Source organism: Flavobacterium sp. LHD-80 (assembly GCF_030929605.1).
GTDB lineage: Bacteria > Bacteroidota > Bacteroidia > Flavobacteriales > Flavobacteriaceae > Flavobacterium.
In genome coordinates, this window is record NZ_JAVFVS010000013.1 from 15,865 (window position 1) to 34,219 (window position 18,355).

Annotated in this window: 12 protein-coding genes; 5 read left to right on the forward strand and 7 right to left on the reverse strand. The window is 39.1% G+C overall.

Annotation, left to right across the window (positions count from 1 at the left end; all coding sequences use genetic code 11):
• Positions 1–768: a ParA family protein gene (locus tag RB619_RS18995; RefSeq protein WP_308100457.1), complete on the reverse strand. Its 768-nt coding sequence runs from the start codon at positions 766–768 to the stop codon at positions 1–3.
• A gap of 863 nt (positions 769–1,631) precedes the next feature.
• Between RB619_RS18995 and RB619_RS19000 the strand changes: the two genes are divergently transcribed.
• From RB619_RS19000 to RB619_RS19020, 5 genes are all read left to right on the forward strand, one after another.
• The gene (locus tag RB619_RS19000) at positions 1,632–2,180 is read left to right on the forward strand and encodes a BfmA/BtgA family mobilization protein (RefSeq protein WP_308070925.1); all 549 of its coding nucleotides are present in this window, start codon (positions 1,632–1,634) and stop codon (positions 2,178–2,180) included.
• 2 nt (positions 2,181–2,182) lie between these two features.
• Positions 2,183–3,160: a DUF5712 family protein gene (locus RB619_RS19005; RefSeq protein ID WP_308100459.1), complete on the forward strand. Its 978-nt coding sequence runs from the start codon at positions 2,183–2,185 to the stop codon at positions 3,158–3,160.
• 112 nt (positions 3,161–3,272) lie between these two features.
• Positions 3,273–5,291, forward strand: coding sequence for a conjugal transfer protein MobC (gene mobC / locus RB619_RS19010; protein WP_308070923.1), 2,019 nt, complete (start codon positions 3,273–3,275; stop codon positions 5,289–5,291).
• Between the two features lie 237 nt (positions 5,292–5,528).
• On the forward strand, positions 5,529–6,572 hold the full coding sequence (locus RB619_RS19015) for a hypothetical protein (RefSeq protein ID WP_308070922.1): 1,044 nt from the start codon (positions 5,529–5,531) through the stop codon (positions 6,570–6,572).
• Positions 6,573–6,599: 27 nt separating this feature from the next.
• On the forward strand, positions 6,600–7,214 hold the full coding sequence (locus RB619_RS19020; protein WP_119790813.1) for an NADAR family protein: 615 nt from the start codon (positions 6,600–6,602) through the stop codon (positions 7,212–7,214).
• 38 nt (positions 7,215–7,252) lie between these two features.
• On the opposite strand, the gene RB619_RS19025 is transcribed toward RB619_RS19020, so the two are convergent.
• The 6 genes from RB619_RS19025 to RB619_RS19050 all read right to left on the reverse strand — a co-directional run bounded on the left by RB619_RS19025 (position 7,253) and on the right by RB619_RS19050 (position 18,258).
• Entirely contained in the window at positions 7,253–12,637 is a 5,385-nt protein-coding gene (locus tag RB619_RS19025) for an N-6 DNA methylase (RefSeq protein ID WP_308100461.1), read from the reverse strand.
• On the reverse strand, positions 12,624–13,061 hold the full coding sequence (locus RB619_RS19030) for a DUF1896 domain-containing protein (protein WP_308070921.1): 438 nt from the start codon (positions 13,059–13,061) through the stop codon (positions 12,624–12,626). The genes RB619_RS19025 and RB619_RS19030 overlap by 14 nt, the downstream gene beginning before the upstream one ends.
• A gap of 167 nt (positions 13,062–13,228) precedes the next feature.
• On the reverse strand, positions 13,229–15,316 hold the full coding sequence (locus RB619_RS19035) for a DNA topoisomerase (protein WP_308100463.1): 2,088 nt from the start codon (positions 15,314–15,316) through the stop codon (positions 13,229–13,231).
• Between the two features lie 5 nt (positions 15,317–15,321).
• A complete protein-coding gene (locus tag RB619_RS19040) occupies positions 15,322–16,764 on the reverse strand; it encodes a DUF3945 domain-containing protein (protein WP_308100465.1) in 1,443 nt (480 codons plus the stop codon).
• 95 nt (positions 16,765–16,859) lie between these two features.
• Positions 16,860–17,156: a helix-turn-helix domain-containing protein gene (locus RB619_RS19045; RefSeq protein WP_119790821.1), complete on the reverse strand. Its 297-nt coding sequence runs from the start codon at positions 17,154–17,156 to the stop codon at positions 16,860–16,862.
• Between the two features lie 253 nt (positions 17,157–17,409).
• A complete protein-coding gene (locus RB619_RS19050; RefSeq protein WP_374119738.1) occupies positions 17,410–18,258 on the reverse strand; it encodes an RteC domain-containing protein in 849 nt (282 codons plus the stop codon).
• Between the last annotated feature and the right edge of the window lie 97 nt (positions 18,259–18,355).

Below are 18,355 nucleotides of genomic sequence, written 5' to 3' on the forward strand. Positions count from 1 at the left end.
TTACAATTGAACAATTCTTAAAAATTCGCTCATAAATTGATCCAGTCGGCAGGCTTTCATCAGTCGCTCATCGGGTGGCATTAAAGTGGAGCGGAAAACAGTTCTCGCACCCGCTTCGCTTTCTTTGCGGAAACGGGTGCTGTTCATGATCTGGGATTGCATCAAAGGGAGGCCAAGCTCATCAATAAGTGAAGTATAAACTTCGTACAGCGGGGAGCGTTCGCGCCCGTCTACCTGATTCCAAAACAGGTTAATGGATTTGATTGCCGTTTCACCTTTTTTCATAATGACATCCCGCATGAGCTGGGTAAAAATAAGCGTACTTTCCATAACCACACGGTCAGCGGTAATGGGAGTGAAGATATGGTGCATACCGGCAAGGGCTTTTAAAATCCCAGGTGTGTTTACAGTTCCCGGAAGGTCAAAAAAGATAAAATCAACCGGGACGGGGAGAGCTTCTATAAAATCATTTGCCGCCTGAAGCACCCCTTCGGCTTTATGCTGGATGACGGGATACGCTTTTTTGTTAATGGCTGTAAACTGTCTGAATGCCGCCCTTTTTAAAAAGTCATTTTCCATGACCATAGCCAAGTCGCGTGCCTTCATTTTCATAAGGCTGTATTGTGGGAAGTCGGCATCGAATACCGCCACGTTGTAACCCATTCGATAATGAAGGGTACTAGCGGCAAGAGCGGTAAAAGTGGATTTACCTACACCTCCCTTCTGGGAAGAAAAGGCAATAAATACGGGTTTGTGTTCTGTTTTCATTTTTAATGGTATTTAATTATTTATTTATGTTGGTGTGCAGGCAGGCAGGTAGCTATCAGCTGATGTATGTATAGAGTTACTCAAAAAAACAGGCAGCTCTTTAAGCAGTTATTGCCGGGCATCCATAGATACTCAAAGAGGTATAATTACAGCTGTGCGGCTAAATATGCTGCTACCATCAGATTTAAATATGTACATCTCCTGATCTGTAAATCAACACTTACGGAGCTGTGTAATTTTGTACACTTGTATTGCTCTATTTATAGCTGTATGTTTTTTTTACAATAAGTTTACAGATACATGCTTGTGAAACTGCGTAACAACTTATATACGGTTTTACATCTGTTTGGAGAAACAAATAAACGCACATAGGTATGTCGTTTTTCTTTGACGGCTTACATTGGCGTGGTAAAGCATTGTTTGGCGTTATTGCTTGAGAAATTCTCCAGTCACTTTTCCTAGACGGATTAAATGATCTCAAAGGCTGGTTTTTTGTTTTACTAGAATCAATCTATTTACAAATTGATTTTTAGCCAGACTCAGCAGCGCTGAGTATTTTGTTAAAGCGCAGGTTTTATATGGCGTTTAGTGTCGCCTTTTGGCAATACATCACCTTATGCTCTTTTTATTCCGATGTCATTACTTTGTAAAGGGTTTAAGCCAGTTCCTATTGTGTTTTGAAAAAAGCAAGCGGGAGTTGGGCAGAGCCTTACTCGCTTGCCCCTTTGCTGGGGCTGCGGGGGTTTTAAGTATACTCGGGGTATATTCACAGACCTGCAGAGGTATTTATGTAAAGCGATTAGGTATACCCGATGGTATACCGCCATATAGAATGAATAATAGGGATTAAAAAAAAGGATGTTATGAAAGAGAGAGAGACCAACAGTATCCGATATCCAAAAGAAACGGATGATAAGATGCAGAAGCTTTCTAAAAACTTCAGGAGAAGCAAGAAAGAACTCTTCTGCCAGATGGTGGATTATTTTTATAGAAGCAAAAAAGATCCGGCAGACCCTGGTGATGAAATGCTAAAGCGCGAACTGTCTTCGGGCATCAGCCGTATAGTGTCTTTTATACGCCAGCAGGAGAAAGATTTTCTGCTGCCGCTGCTCAGCGATACAGGTAATTTGAAGGCTGTTTTTTCCCGGCATATGGAAATTCTTGAAGGGATAGGCAGGCATCTTTTAGCCGAAAGTGAGAAAAATGTTATTCTTGCCAGCCACAGCCAGCAGCTTATAAATGGTATTAAGCACCTCATTTCAAAGCAGAAAGAGAAAGAAATGCTTAAAGAACAGTTCAGCCAGTTACTGGATTATTACATATCTCAGCGCGAAGAAATGGGCTGGGGTAAAGCGGCGGCAAGGAAAGAAGAACTCATGGTTCGTGTAAAAAAGACACTCGCAAACCTATAGTTATGTATATCAGCATTACGGATTCTGAGACCGGCAGCAATAAAGCAGGCTCTGAGCAATTGGTAAATTATCTGGAAAAGGAGAATCGGGCCGTACGTGAAGACGCTACTAACGCAAGGGAATTGTGGTTCAATACTGCCAGCAAGGAGATCATCCCACAGGAAGTCAGGATAAGAATAGACAATAATATTGCTAAGCTGGGCAGGAATGATGCGAAGTTTTTCCTTATCAATATCAGTCCAAGCCAAAAAGAGATTGGCTTTTTAAAAGAACGTTTCGGGGTGCAGGGAGCAGAAGAGAAACTAAAACAGTATGCTGTGAGGGTAATGGACGCATACGCTGATAATTTTAAACGGCCTTCAGTTCATGACAGTAAAGATCTTTTGTGGTATGGTAAATTAGAGCGCAACCGCTATTACAGTTTTAAGGATGACGAGGTTATACAGGGAACAGTCAAGGCAGGAGACCGCAAGCCAGGGGAACAGCTGCATGTACAGATCATTGTCAGCAGAAAAGACATCTCAAACAAAATAAAACTGAGTCCTCTGAACAATTCACGGGGACTAAACAAAGAGCATTCCGAGAAGCTGGGCCAGTTTGACCGTGTGGCTTTTAAAGGCTCGTCAGAGCAGATTTTTGATCAAATGTTCGGATTTGACCGACCGCTGGAAGAAACCGTTAACTATGCCCTGACCATGAAAAAGGGCTGCACAGATCAGAAACAGGATATTTATCTGAAAAATCAACTTCAAAGCAGACCAATTGATTCACAACAGAACTCGCTCTATGATACAGTCAAGGTTATTTCCCCTCACAATAAACCTGAACTGCAGCAGCTCATTGATGGAATTGATTTTCCCGCAGCAGGCCTTTTTGATATCCTTTCTGCTGACAATGGTTTAGTCTATGAGAATATGGAGGATCAAATCAAGGACTTCAGGAAGAAAAAAAAGAAAAAAAGGCGTCCACCAGGGATTTAAGCAAGCACAAGGTAAATAATCAAACAGTTCCTATCCGTGCCAAATATCGCCATATTATTAATTGCCCTCTGCGCTTGCTATACTTTCATGTCCAATATTGAATAAGTGAAAAATGCAGGGAGACGATGATTTAAGAGGGCTTGCCAAGATTATGGCTTTTATGAGAGCAGTTAGCATACTCATTGTGCTGATGCATTTATATTGGTATTGTTACGGTTTTTTTCTTGAAAGAGGGTGGACTCTGCAGACCATCAATAAAATTTTACGTGGATTCGACCAAAAAGCGGATTTATTTTCGCACATACTATATACCAAAGTTTTCGCCTTACTGCTGCTGGCCTTAAGCTGTCTGGGAACCAAAGGTGTCAAGAATGAAAAAATTACATGGACAAAGATCTATAGTGCTTTAGGGATCGGTTTTGTCCTTTTCTTTTTCAATACTCCATTACTTAAGCTTTCACTGGAAACCGCAGTTTTCTTTTATATCCTCACTATGGGAATTGGTTATATCGCACTTATGATGGCTGGTGTCTGGATCAGCCGTCTTTTACGTACGAACCTTATGGAGGATGTTTTTAACAATGAGAATGAGAGTTTCCAGCAGGAAACCCAGCTTATGGAAAATGAATATTCGGTTAACCTTCCAACCCGTTTTTATTATAAAAACAAATGGAACCATGGCTGGATTAATATTGTTAATCCGTTCCGTGCGACCATTGTGCTGGGTACTCCGGGATCGGGTAAATCCTATGCCATTATCAATAATTATATCAAACAGCAGATTGAAAAAGGCTTTTCGATGTACATCTACGATTTTAAATTTGATGATCTTTCTACCATTGCCTACAATCATTTATTAAAGCATCATGATAAATACAAAACAAGACCAAAATTCTACGTCATCAATTTTGACAATCCTAGAAAAAGCCATCGGTGCAACCCGCTTAATCCTGAATTCATGACCGATATCTCGGATGCCTACGAGGCTGCTTATACCATTATGCTTAACCTGAATCGCAGCTGGATACAGAAGCAGGGAGATTTTTTTGTAGAAAGCCCGATAATTCTTTTAGCAGCCATTATCTGGTTTCTTAAAATCTATGATTCCGGAAAGCATTGTACTTTTCCGCACGCCATTGAGCTGCTTAATAAAAAGTATGCTGATGTGTTTACCATCCTGACTTCTTATCCTGAACTTGAAAATTATTTATCACCCTTTATGGATGCCTGGCAGGGAGGAGCTCAGGATCAATTGCAGGGACAGATTGCATCAGCTAAAATACCACTGTCCCGGATGATCTCTCCGAGTTTGTACTGGGTCATGACAGGTGATGATTTTTCATTGGATATCAATAATCCGAAAGAACCTAAGATACTTTGTGTAGGGAATAATCCCGACCGCCAGAACATTTATTCTGCAGCACTGGGATTGTACAATTCTCGTATTGTAAAACTGATCAATAAAAAAGGGCAGTTAAAAAGTTCTGTTATCATCGATGAGCTGCCCACTATATACTTTCGGGGACTGGATAATCTCATCGCCACTGCCCGTAGCAACAAAGTAGCTGTATGTCTGGGATTTCAGGATTTCTCACAGCTGAACCGTGATTACGGGGACAAGGAAAGCAAAGTGATCCAAAATACGGTAGGTAATATCTTCAGCGGCCAGGTGGTAGGAGAGACCGCTAAGAACCTTTCGGAGCGTTTCGGGAAAGTACTCCAGAAAAGACAAAGTTTGTCCATCAATCGAAATGATACCTCGACATCCATTTCCACACAGTTGGACAGCCTGATTCCGGCTTCTAAAATTTCTACACTTACTCAGGGAGTTTTTGTAGGGGCTGTATCGGACAATTTTGATGAGCGTATCGAACAGAAAATCTTTCATGCAGAAATTGTTGTGGATAATGAAAAAGTGGCAGCCGAAACTAAGTGTTATAATAAAATACCAGAGATTTTATTCTTTCTGGATGAAAAAGGTGAAGATAATATGAAGCAGGAGATTGAAGCGAATTACAAGCAGATAAAAAAAGATATCGTTTTGATTATCGAAAGCGAACTGGAACGTATAAAGAATGACCCTAACTTGCAGCATTTGATACCGAAGGATCCTGGTAAAGCAGATAAATAAATGTAAAAATAATCCGGAAATTCATTTTTAAGATAGCGAGATCTTTGATTGGCTAAATTTAAAAAAACATCCCTATGGAAAGGGCTTAGGAACTGACGGGACATAAATGGCTGTTAACAATTGTGATGCATATTAAAGTGAGCATATCAGAGCAGAGAGAATTGATAAATAGATATTTTCCTGTTATATAATTTTATTACTTTTGAGAAAATATTTAAATTGTAACCAGATTAATTGATGAAAGAAATTGCGGATAAGATATTAGAAACTATTAAAGATTATAGAAATGATGACGGGATTTTTTTAGACAGCGACTATATTATCAATTGGGGAAAACAGTTTAATGAAGATGCTGAATTTGTGCTTAATGAAATCAGTGAGATAATACCGAAGGTTTATGTGTCAAAGGAAAAAGCAAAGGAATATGTTGATCAGCATATTCAAGCTCTGCTGAAAGATTTTAAATATAATAATATATCTCAATTTTTAATTGATACTGAGTTTTTAGATCTGCAGCTGCCTCATAAGAGCCAGCCTGCAATTTTAAGCATACTCGAAACGCTGCTGAATGAAAAATACGACGAGTCATATGTAAAATATAAAACTTATCCCAAAATTAATTTTATTTACTTGGATGATATTTTAGCATCCGGGAGTACAATAGGTAACCATTTGGTAACTTGGCTGAAAGAAACTAATTCGGAAGGTGTGAGTAATTCAGATAATATCTTAAACGATAATTATAAATTGTCAATTAATTTATTTTGTCTTCATAACTGGGGACATTCTTTTCAGAAGTTTAGATTGATGAAAGAATTTGAGGATAAGATTGATAGAAAAATATTTTGGTATTGGAATTATCGTATAGAGAATCATGCTAAATGGAATAATCAGTCTTTAAATGTTGCTTTCCCAACTGATGAACAGCCTACCAATGTCAAATCATATCTGGCAAATTTAGAAGCACCCAAGTATGAGGATTATGCATATAGAAAGTCTAATCAGCCTGCTGCGGAAAGTTTTTTTACATCTGCTGAAAACAGGATTCGTTACGAAAATATTATATTGCAGAAAGGAATATCAATTATCGAAATGATCCAAAATGAAATAAAACCCAATATAAGACCGTTAGGATTAATAAATCCGAGTTACAAAACATTTGGGCTGGGGACACATTTTTTTACTTGGAGAAATATTCCTAATAACAGCCCGCTTGTGTTTTGGTGGGGAGTAGCTGGCCACGATTGGATTCCGTTATTTCCTGTTGCAAATAGAGGTTAGTATAATAAAATTGTTTTAATTTGTATTATGAAAATTAGTGAAAGAATATACAACAAGAATGAAGTAATTACTTTTAGTAAAACTACTGGCAGATTTGGAGGTCTTTCGAATATGGCTCCTGGCTATTCTATATTTGTAAATGAAACTAATATTGCAAATTCTGAAATTCTATATCAGGCGTGCAGGTTTCCATTATTTCCAATGATTCAGGAAGAAATCATTTCCCAGACCAATCCAATGGATGCAAAAGAGATCAGCCGAAAATATAATCAATTTACCAGACAGGATTGGGAGACAGTGAAGTTTGATGTAATGCGCTGGTGTTTACAGATAAAACTTATTCAGAATTTTGATAAATTTTCTGAGATTCTCTTGAGTACAGGAAACAGTACTATTGTTGAGTTCTCAACTAAGGACAGTACATGGGGAGCAATGCCCGTAAATAAAGATGAACTAAAGGGGAAGAATGCATTAGGCAGATTACTGATGGAAATAAGGGAAGTAAACCTCAAAAATCATCAGGATTTAGAATATGTAAAACCATTAAGCATACCCGCATTTTTACTTTTTGACAACCCTATAGATAAAGCATATAAGCCTGAATTTGTCATACATGATCTAGACGATATCTATGCCTATTAAATAGAAAAAATGAAATAAATAAAATGGAAAAGCCCTCATTAATGAGGGCTTTTCCATTTTATAGTAAATTTTTCTTGCACCTGATCATCATCAATTTTAATAGCTTTTTCTTCATTGAGTTGCTCTTTACTTTCAGCAGTAATTGATGACTGTATCTTTCTTTCAATGGCAGCCAATTCTGTTTTTAGTTCGCTTAGTCTGCTCTCTTTAGACCAGCTGGATCTTACTAGCTCCTCAAGCACAGGAAGATCCCTTTGCATTTCTGAAATTTTCTTTTCTTCCTCTTTGATATATCTTGGAAGTTTTTCCAATGCATTGAGAAAATTAAGAGCCGCTGTTTGGGGATCTTTAGCCATTATACCATTGTTGTAAGTGTACTTGATATTGCCGTCGCCCTGAACAAAAAAACGGTTGAATTTTAAATCAATATCCTCTTTTTCCGATATTTCAGTTTTGACCAATGCAATAAAACCATAAAGGGTTCCGATTTCTTGGTATTGGCCTGCTGTTTGGGATAACTCGGCAAGTTGGTTCAGTTTGGTTCCCATTTGTTTAAAATCAGAGTTTATTGGAAGTCCGTCAAGCTGAAGCTGATTTACAATAGTTCCGTCAGGAAGCTTCTGAAGTCGTTTCTTTAAGTTTTCCCAGTCAAGGCTTATACGCTGCAGACGAGTTTGGGAAGAGCCAAGTGATGCTTTAATATCTTCCAATTTATATTTAGAGCCGTACTTGGAACGGTTGAAGGCTTGTTTCTCGCTTTCGAGTCCGGCAACCTGTTTTTCAAGTTTTGCTTTTTCCAAAAGATCCGTATTGCCAGATAGTATGGCAACGTATTCTGAGAAGTTCATCCCCGATTTTTCATCCATGCTTCCTTCATCAATGGTACGCTTGCCTAGGGTGTTGTTCTTGAGCTGGTTTATGAAAAGCTGTTTATTGTAAAGAAGGTTGAATTTATAACTGTCCAGGGATTTCTCTACAGCATAAATAATCACATCGACGTTGTTAGCTGCAAAAAACTTGGCTATCTCATTGCCTTTACGAATAGCCCTGCCATCGCGCTGGGCGAGATCACTTGGCCGCCACGGCGTATCGAGGTGATGTACGGCAACTGCTCGTTTTTGTGCATTTACGCCCGTACCAAGCATATCAGTAGAGCCGAACAATATTCGAATCCTGCCGTCATTCATACCATTTATGAGTTCCCTGCGCTGTTTATCATTTTTAGCTTCCTGTATAAATCGTATTTCGGGAACTGGGATGCCGTGGTCCTGCACCAGTTTGCGTTTGATTTCCGAATACACATTCCACGCATCAGGTTTATAAGTTCCTAAGTCCGAAAATACAAACTGTGTTCCTTTTTGTGCCTTAAATCTGCTGTGGTATTTGGCTATATTAGCCGCGCAGTGTGATGCTTTATTATCAGGATGGTCATCATATTTACTGCTTACCATCCGAAGATCCAATGACATTTTACGGGCATAATCTGTTGCAATTAGCATTTTGGCTTTTTCTTCACTCTGCGATAAAGGAGCCCGTCCAAGTAGAGCCGCATTGCCTGTTCTTGCAAATTCCATAAGGTTTTTAATAAAGGCTTCCTGTTGGGGTGTAGGTGTTATGTTGTAAAGGATCTCATTTTTTTCCGGACGGTCAATACCGATATCCCTGGCAGTGCGATAGTCTGTGATTTCGGAATAAAACTGCGCCAGCTCAGGCACTTTTATAAAGTAACGGAATCGTTCTTTCTGCACTATATTATTGGCCACCGAAAATTCATAGTCCGTTGTTTTTCTGGCATAAATAGCTGCCCAGGCATCAAAACAATGGATCCCTTGTTTCTCTAACGCCTGAGGACGCAGGTATTTAAAGAGCAGGTAGAGTTCAGTGAGTGAATTGCTTATGGTAGTGCCCGACAGAAAAGTTGCGCCCAGATCCTTTCCCGTTCGCTCCTGAATGGTGCGAATGGCAAAAAGCAGGTTTATTGCCTTCTGGCTTCCTGACATATTGCCCAGACCGGCAACCCGCTCATGACGGGTATTAAACATCAGGTTTTTAAAACGATGACTTTCATCTACCAGTAAATGATCAATGCCCATCATCTTAAAGTCTACAACATCATCTTTGCGGTTTTCAATATCGTGCTCCAGGGTTTTAAGTTTTACTTCAAGGTTCTGTTTTCTAAGAATCACACCTTTGAGCATTCCTCTTGATATTTCACTGCCTTGTGCCTCTAAGGCTGAAAGGTTGTCCTGAACAGAATCAAGCTCAGCCTGCAGTATCTGTTTCTGTATTTCAGGGGACTGCGGTATCATCCCGAACTGGTCGTGGGTGAGTATTACACAGTCCCAATCGTTATTTTTAATATCTCCAAAAATTCTGTGGCGTTTTTGAAGTGTAAAATCTTCTTTTCCAGGGTATAGTATTTTTGCATGCGGATAAGCGGTCCTGTAAGTTTCAGCAATTTCATGTACATTGGCCTTAAGTCCCATAATCATGGGCTTATGCACCATTCCCAGCCGTTTCATTTCCTGCGCCGCGCTGCACATAATGAGCGTTTTACCAGCGCCTACTTCATGATCGCAGATTGCGCCACCATTTAGTTTTATCATCCACACTGCGTCTTTCTGGCTGGAGTAAAGGTCTTCGATGTCTAAGGCTTTTCTGTCAAGTCCCGGGAAATCCTGATGACCGCCATTATACCTTGGGCGGACAAAGCAGTTAAAAGTGTTGTTGTACTGATCGGTCAGCTGTTTTTTAAACTCTTCATCTTGCGCATGAAGCCAATCGGTAAAAGCAGTACGGATCTCATCAATTTTGGTATTTGCCATCTGTATGGCCTCCATATCACGAACTTTTATTTCCTTATCATCAATTGTAATTTTCTTGGTTATCTCCGGTGTGGTGTTGACCAGCGCGTGCTTGAGCAGTGCTATTCCATCATAAGTGTGGCTATCGGATTTGACTGCGTATTTATCGCGTATGTGCACGTTTTTAACATTGCAGTTAATATTAAAATCGTCGCTGTCCTCAGAGAAGTGGACACGTACATCTGAATCAAATAAATGCGAAGCGAAATCAGCATAAATGCCGGTAGGAATCCACCGCTCGCCAAGGTTAAAGTCGAGTTCTTCAAATTCGATGCGTCGAGGCTGGGCTTCTTCCAGTGCAGTAAGGCTTGCCTTGGATTCCCCAGTATAAGAATTCCTTTCAAAATAAGATTTTAGCTGCTGGGATTTTTCAACTACATTTCCTGCTATCCATCTTTCGGCTATTTCGTAATGTTTTTCAATAGGATTATAAAAAATTTGCCCCATCAGCGCTTCTTTCAAATCGTGCTCGTTCATACCGCTTATTCTGGACATGTAGTCCAAATCAACATTGCCGTATTTGTTCAGTGATGCAGCTAGCGCTTCATCAGGATTGCCTGCTGTGAGTTCAGTAATGGAGAAACTAACGGGATGGTCGAATATATCAGCCTTATGTACCACACCGCCGATAATACGCTCCAGATAAGGGATTTCTTTTCCTGAACTGTCGGTTTTAATGAGCTTGATATTTTCTGAGCTGTTGAGTCTGCCGTAATTTTTTACAAAAACATCGTATAGTCTGTTTAGGTTTTCCCTTTCCTCAGTATGTAGTGTCTGCAGCTTTGCCTCTTTCTGATAGAGATCCAGATAAGAATCTCTGAGATTAATATACGCCTCGGTTCTTGCTTTCTGTAATACTGGAAGCTTTAAAGGGTGGAAAATCATCTGGCTGTTGTTGTCCTCAGAATCTTTGAGATAGCCTACCCATCCATGATCCATAGCAAGGCAGCCGCTTCGGTAAAAAGACTGCTTTGCTTTGGAATAAATTGCAGGCTGGGGGATAGTTCCGTTTTGGTAAATTGTTTCAGTCTGATCGTCTGCTCCCAAACCTGAAAATAGGTCACCGGTAATAACCAGCTTGCTTTTATTGCTTTGTGTATTCTCTCTGTTGTAAGAGTCAGATTTGTTTAGAGTATCAACTTGTTTCAAACCACTGAAGAGATCCGGTTGCTTTTTGCCGATATTTCTGCTTTTTTTAAAGGTTTGTTTTTTAGTTTTATCAGATGGAGGTGATGTAATTATTTCTCCAAGGTCTTCAAATATATCAAAAAGGCTCAATTGCTTTTCTTGTTTTCTAGCAGAATTATTGTCTTGGGTTTCTGTTGTCAATACCGATGCAGCTGGTTTAGTATTTAGTAATTTTTGAGAATCAGACGACGTGTTTTCAGGAAGCGAAAGCTTTTCATCTCTCTTATCTCTGTACAATCCTAAATCCAGATGATTTGTAAGGTCTTCTACTAGCATTCTTTTTAAGTCTTTAGCAATTCCCTGTACGCCGTCCTGATGGTTATAGATCATTGCCGTCCTTCCATAGGGATCGGTGCCTAGCGTACTGCTAGTATGTATGATTCTTTTGTTGCCGTCAAACAAAGCATTTCCGGCAGTATTGTCGTGAATTAGACTTTGGCAAAACAGTTCTTCGTCTAGGGTCAGGTTTTTCTTTTGTGTATTCTTCTGCAGTATGATCAAATCGCTGCCCACTTGTGTACCAGCATACTCGGTAAACAGGTTGTTAGGCAGCCTGATTGCTGAAACTAAATTGTTATCCTGCATAAGCGCCCTGCGGATACTCTCATTTTTCGGGCTGTTCACGACTCCTTGTGAAGTTATAAAAGCCAGTATGCCACCATCACGGATCATATCGATTCCCTTAAGAAAAAAGTAATTATGTACACTTCTTGCAGCCTGCACTCTTGCCTCATTTTTGCTTCTCGAATACGAAAGGTCAAAAACGGAGGCATCTCCGAACGGGATATTGCTGGCTATAACATCATAGCCGTTTTGTTCTTTTTCTGGCACTTTTTCAAAACCTTTTATCCGAATTACACTATCTGGATAAAGCTGCTCTAAAATCCTGCCGGTAAGCAGATCCTTTTCATAAGCCACAGCCTGTAATTGGTTTTTACTAGCAAAAGATTCGATAAAAGAGCCGATTCCGGCAGAGGGTTCCAGAAATTTCTTGATATCTAGGCTACTTTCCTGCAGTGAAGCTGCTATGACATCTATAACCTGAGGAGGGGTATAAAATGCTGTAAGTACAGAACTCTGCATGCTCTGTACATAACTTTGGTACTGCTTTTGATCAGCTGCGTTTTCTTTTAACAGCTCGTACAGTTTCTGGGTCAGAGGGAAAAGTTCCTGTTCTGTTTTTCTCCAATGCTTAATGTCCAGAGAGTTTTCAGCTGGGTACAAAACAAATTTAAGACCGCCAAATCCGCTGTATTGCATCATTTGCAGTCTTTCATCTGTTGAGGCTTTTCTGTTCTCCTTTTCCAGTTTAAAAGCAATTCTCAGTGCCTCAATATTGCCTTGGAGATGTAGTCTTTTATTGAAGGCCATTTTCTTCTATCCAGATGGCTATGGTTCCGGTCAGTTCGGTATAGAGCTGGTCAAAGTCCGCGCTGTAGGCAAAGTCATCTGTTAATTTGTAGTTGCTGAAAACTGCTGAGCAGACAATTAGCATCTTTAGGGAAAATGGACGTAATTCCTCATCAGCCATTCTCCTATCGAATTCATTGCAGACAACCTGAAAGATTGTATCAAACCTTGAGAAGTACAGCCCTTCAAAGAGAATATGCAGCGCAATGTCATCGCATTGAACTGCAGGGTTTCCTGCTATGAATGCCCCTTCATAAGCATTGGCTGCCCAAGAAGAACGCTGGTCAATAAATTGAACATCGTGCGCTTTTTCAGGAAAGCTTGTATTTAAAAGTTCTTGAAGCCTCAGCCTGTAATAGGATAGTTCTTTATTTTGTATATTCATCTTACTTGATTTATTTAGTTATTTAGTTATTCGATAATTGAATTTAGAGTGTCCTGCCAACGTTTATAATCTTTCTGGAAAAGTGGACTCTTTTAATTACAGTTTTTTATTGCTGTACTTGTATATATTCACTGTTATCTCAATTTTAATTAGTGTATTACTGTTACTTATTTATTCTTTAGTTTGAATTTTTCAAATTCAAAAGAACTTTCGGCCTTATTATTAAGTTTTATATAAGCATCAAACTTTTTTCCAGTTTTACTTTGCATGGCTTTAATAAGATGAGTTTTACCGCTGCTCACAAGACTTTCAATATCATATATGCTGAGCTGTACACCGCATACGTTACGGAATTGAAACCAGCTGCAAGCGTCATTTGGGCACTTGACAATTTTGCTTGTGATTATTAATTGTTTTTTATTGCATTTAGGACACAAAAGGTCAGGAAGATTGGTCTTCGCGACCGAAGTTTGAAGTAGTTCGTCCGTAATAAAGACTGCATATTTTTCCATTCTATTTTGGAAATCTGCGGCATCAGCTTTGCCCTTTTCAATTTTCAGCAGTTCTTCTTCCCACTCAGCGGTCATTGAGACATCAGAAATCTTTTTGTCTTTTACCAGTTCGAACACCTGCAATCCTTTTTGGGTTGGTACCAGGTATTTCTTTTGCCTCTCAATGTAATTGCGGGCAAAGAGTATTTCTATAACAGCTGCTCTTGTGGAAGGCGTACCGATGCCTGTATTTTGTAATACCTTGCCCTCCTGTTGATCTTTGCCCTGTTTTGTGGCAGTTTCCATTGCCGATAAAAGATCCGCTTCGGTATATAGCATAGGCGGTGAGCTTGTTTTTTCAAGACTGCACGCATTTTTTATTTTAAGTTCATTATCCTTTTTAAGTTCTGGGAGTATCTGCAGAGTTTCAGTTGCATCATCAGAAAAATTGCCTTTGACCATGCGCCAGCCTGTTTCTATGATTTTAGAGCCTTTCAGGGTAAATTCATAATGAAGAATCTGTAATGAAACGGCAGTGATCTCTTTGATACAATCCTGCGATATTGCTTCAAGTATTCTCTGGGCAATCATATTGTATAGGGCATTTTCTTTTGCAGATAAAGCAAATGGCATTTTTTCTGTAATGAGAAGGCCATGATGGTCTGTAATACGCAGGTCGTTAATGATACTTTTGTTTAAATAGCCCCATTTAACTCCATTTAAAGCCTGGTTCCACCTTCCTGTTTTCTGCATAGCTCGTAGGATGGTGGATATTTCTTCCCACATATCCTCTGGAATGTATTTACTTGCGGTGCGCGGATAGGTAATAAATTTCTTTTCATACAGGCCCTGTGCGATGTTTAGGGTTTCTTCAGCTGAAAAGTTCAGTTTTTTATTGGCTTCCTTCTGCAGACCAGTCAGGTCAAAGAGCAAAGGCGGCTTCTCGGTCAGTTTTTTGTTTTCAACCGATGTGATAATAGCAGTATTTCCGTTTCTTTCGATACATTTCAAGGCATGTTCTGCAGATTTTTTATCTTCCCATTTGTTTTTCGAAAGACTTTTAAAATCTATGAATTCCTTGGTATGCAATAACTGCAGCTGCCAATATTTCTGCACTGAAAATGCTTTGCTTTCCAGATATCGTCTGCATATTAAAGCCAGGATAGGTGTCTGTACTCTTCCCAGGGAATAATTGCCATCACCTGCGGCAATAGTAAGTGCTTGGGAAGCATTAATTCCTATGAGCCAGTCAGCACGGCTTCTGGATAGTGCGGCCTTATATAGACCGTCAAAATCACTTCCGGGTTTCAGGTTTTCAAAGCCTTGTTTTATAGCTTTTTGGGTAAGGGAGCTGATCCATAACCTTTCAAATGGAATGCTGCAGTTCAGATATTGATAAATGTAACGGAATATCAATTCCCCTTCGCATCCGGCGTCGGTGGCTGCAATGATTTTTTTGCTTTTTTCAATGAGCTGTCCAATTATTTTTAACTGCTTCAGAGAGCTTGCATCGGCAGTGTAAGTATTGTCTTTTTTTTCTTTGCGGGGAGTCAATAAAAAAGGATCAGGCAGTATGGGCAGCGATTTTTTTCCAAATTTGCAAATGCCATAATCCTCCGGCATCCCTAATTCTATTAGATGTCCAAAAGCCCATGTAACAAAATAGCCATTGCCTGACAGGTAGCCCTCTTTCTTTTCGATGGCTCCCAAAAGGGTGGCTATTTCCCTTGCTACACTTGGTTTTTCTGCTATAACTGTTTTCATTTATGTTACATTTTACGTCCCTTAGATTTGGCTGGCGCCTGGAAATCTTCCTGCTGTTTTTTATTATCTGGATTTGTCTGTCCTGATTTCAAAGGTTCATTGCTGTTTTTGGTTGCTTCATTAGTTTTTCCTTCTGAGTTGACCGCCGTTTGTGTTTTATGAGCTTCAGCAGGTTTTACTTGTTCTTTTAGTTTGTCTGGATTCTGGAAAGAAAAATCAGTTTTATTAGTTTCCTTATCGAAGGTGATATAACCATTGTATTCTTTTCCTTTTTTATCCACCAGTCCGCTTATATAAACAGTTTGTCCATCTTTGAATTTTTGATATTGCTCGTTATCCAGTTCTTTATCCCTAAAGATTTTAGGCGCTTCTTGAGATTGGCTCTGCCCGGTGACTTGTGACTGTTTGTTAGGCTCATTTCTGTCAAAGAGAAATTCTACAAAACGTTTGTCGGCATTGAATTGCACTGTTGCATCAAACAAGGTTCCTTTTTTGGAAATCATTCCTTCTAAATGAATTGGTTTTCCTTCCTGTAAGGTCTGCTTTTGCTCATCGCTTAGTTTTAATCCTTTAATTTCTTCAGGGATTTTAATAAAATCGGTTTTTAGTGCGACTATCTCATTGGTTAGCCTGTCTACACTAATCAAAGAAGGCATGATTTCATCCGTTCTTGGATTAACCAAGTTAACGACACGGCCCATGTTACCGTTCTGAAGAAGATTATCTTTATCTTCTTTAGTAAACTCGTGTCCAAAGAAAGGATAGTTTAGGTTCGGAGCTTTTCGGATGCCGTGGATAATAGCCACAATTTCTCCATCATCATTTGATCTAAGGGATAGACGCGCATCCATTCGAGTAACTGCGGTGCCAAGGTTAAGGGTAACAGGTACAAGCTCGTTAGTCTTGTATCCTTTTAGTAAGGGATCCAGCAGGTTCATTTTTTCAAGTTTCTCTTTGCTTAATCCCAGATGATTTAATGTTTCCCAATCAATCTGTTCCGGTTTGAATTTGTATTCATTTGTTTCCGGATTTGTCTGTGTTGTTTCCATACTATTTTTATTTTCTTGTTTATTATTTTTCATTTCTTGTGTTTTCATTTCATTCTCCTTCATTACCTTTTCAAACTCAGGAGTTGGATTAAGAATTTGTTTCTCCAATTCTTTCGCCGCGTCAAGAGCCAATGGTGAAGGGACTTTGAAAAACATGAAGTTTGTTGGATTGCGGAGCTGACTGAAAAAATTAGAAAAGAAGTTGGAAAATAAATCTCCCTGTCTGTCTACCCTCATAAATTGATTCTGATTTTTTTTGGTAGGGTCCACGGTTTTCAGATTTCCATTTTGATCCACTCCCGTTACTGCCTGAATTTTCTTTTTCTCTTTATCAAATACCAGAAGGATATCCGATAATTGTTCAGCAGATGTTATTATGTCCATTATTTTTTCGCTCATAACAATCAGTTTTAAATTGTGATTCGAAATTAAAAGCTGCTGGCACTATAGAATAGTAAGTGGTATTCTGTGGCTCTGTTTTTCTCTCGCTAGCGTTATGTTTTTGCTATACGGGCGGTAAAACTATCTCTGATGAACTGATGAACATCAGAGAGTTTATAATATATTTTACCGCTGATTGTGTAATAGGGGAGTCTGCCGGATGATCTGTATCGCTGAAGCGAACGGCCGCTAATCTTTAGCATTTGTAAAATATCCTGATTATCTAAAAGTTCTTCTCCATCAACACTTGCACGTTTTTTATCAACTTGGGTAATGTGTTCAGTTAGGAGGTCAAAACGTTCAATAATTCGTTCCATCCATGATAGGAATTCAATTCGGTCTAAGTTCATGATGAATTGTTTTGCATTAGTACTGTTTATTCTGCTTCATGCAGTATGATAATGCAAAGTTGGGGAGCATGGAAAGTTTTCACTGCCAATGCCTGCCAATGTAAAACTGTATTTTATGATTATTTTAACAATTTTAAAATCATAAAAAACAATGATTTTAAAGGGCTTGGAGTAGATAACTAAAGTTATAGATGCAGTAAAATATCATTAGCCAATTGCATACCCATTGGCACTAATTGGCGCATCATTGAAGTTAGATTTCTTTGTCCATATGCTGCTTTAGTGAAGACTTAAGCTGATCCAGAAAAATACTTTTACTCTCTGTCCTGTCTTTCATTCTGTGGAAGGCATGGTGGACGTCACCCAACTGAATTCTGAAAAGCAACTGGAAAACCATGCTTATTTTTCGAATGCCTGCTTTTCCGTGAGAAATGCTTCCAGAAGCATGCAGGGCATATATAAGCTCTATCAATGCGCTTTTTGAATCTGTCCAGAAAAAATCTCTGGAGTTGCCTTTACCTTCAGCAAAAAGCATAGTTTCATCTTTATCAGATTCAATTTTGGACAGAAGATACTTGTAAAGAAGTTCATTGGCGATTATGCGTGAAACCTTGTAATCGTAATAGGTTGAAAACTCTGTATCAATTTCAAAAACAAAACTTTTGACTCCTTCATGAAGGTCAATTTTGCCAAGACAAAAAAAGTGATGATCCCATTCGGTTCTTCCCGTACGATAGTAGCGGTAAAAATCAGTATTGTAAAACTGCTCCTTGAATTCCTGTTTTAAAAGGTTAAGCTCATTGGAGTAATGCTTGTGATGCATTTTTCCGCTTACAACTGGGCAAGACGCCTCAATTCTGAAAACCTTATTGTAAAAGATTAGTTTTCCAAGTATTTGAGGCTTTACGGTTTTAAAAAAATTAATTTCTTCATTTTCATCTGAGAATCCTTTTTCTATGACATTTTTCTTGACTGTAGAAAGCACGTTTCTAAGTACGGTAGTCATGTGGTAGGATTTTTCAATAATTTGTTCAGGATCTAAGCTGAAGTCCTGTTCCGCTTTGCGGATTACCTGAAGTGCGTTCTCACATGTAGATCTTATCATGGCAACAGAATTTAGATTTTTAAGAACAAGGAAAAGCGTGGGCATCAGCCCAAGAGAGTTAAAATATCACTTTTCATTGGAAATTTAAGATTGC

Excerpts from the sequence above, each read along its gene's own strand:
- RB619_RS18995 (WP_308100457.1), bottom strand. The coding sequence starts at position 768 with ATGAAAACAGAACACAAACCCGTATTTATTGCCTTTTCTTCCCAGAAG.
- RB619_RS19000 (WP_308070925.1), top strand. The coding sequence starts at position 1,632 with ATGAAAGAGAGAGAGACCAACAGTATCCGATATCCAAAAGAAACGGAT.
- RB619_RS19005 (WP_308100459.1), top strand. The coding sequence starts at position 2,183 with ATGTATATCAGCATTACGGATTCTGAGACCGGCAGCAATAAAGCAGGC.
- mobC (WP_308070923.1), top strand. The coding sequence starts at position 3,273 with ATGCAGGGAGACGATGATTTAAGAGGGCTTGCCAAGATTATGGCTTTT.
- RB619_RS19015 (WP_308070922.1), top strand. The coding sequence starts at position 5,529 with ATGAAAGAAATTGCGGATAAGATATTAGAAACTATTAAAGATTATAGA.
- RB619_RS19020 (WP_119790813.1), top strand. The coding sequence starts at position 6,600 with ATGAAAATTAGTGAAAGAATATACAACAAGAATGAAGTAATTACTTTT.
- RB619_RS19025 (WP_308100461.1), bottom strand. The coding sequence starts at position 12,637 with ATGGCCTTCAATAAAAGACTACATCTCCAAGGCAATATTGAGGCACTG.
- RB619_RS19030 (WP_308070921.1), bottom strand. The coding sequence starts at position 13,061 with ATGAATATACAAAATAAAGAACTATCCTATTACAGGCTGAGGCTTCAA.
- RB619_RS19035 (WP_308100463.1), bottom strand. The coding sequence starts at position 15,316 with ATGAAAACAGTTATAGCAGAAAAACCAAGTGTAGCAAGGGAAATAGCC.
- RB619_RS19040 (WP_308100465.1), bottom strand. The coding sequence starts at position 16,764 with ATGAGCGAAAAAATAATGGACATAATAACATCTGCTGAACAATTATCG.
- RB619_RS19045 (WP_119790821.1), bottom strand. The coding sequence starts at position 17,156 with ATGAACTTAGACCGAATTGAATTCCTATCATGGATGGAACGAATTATT.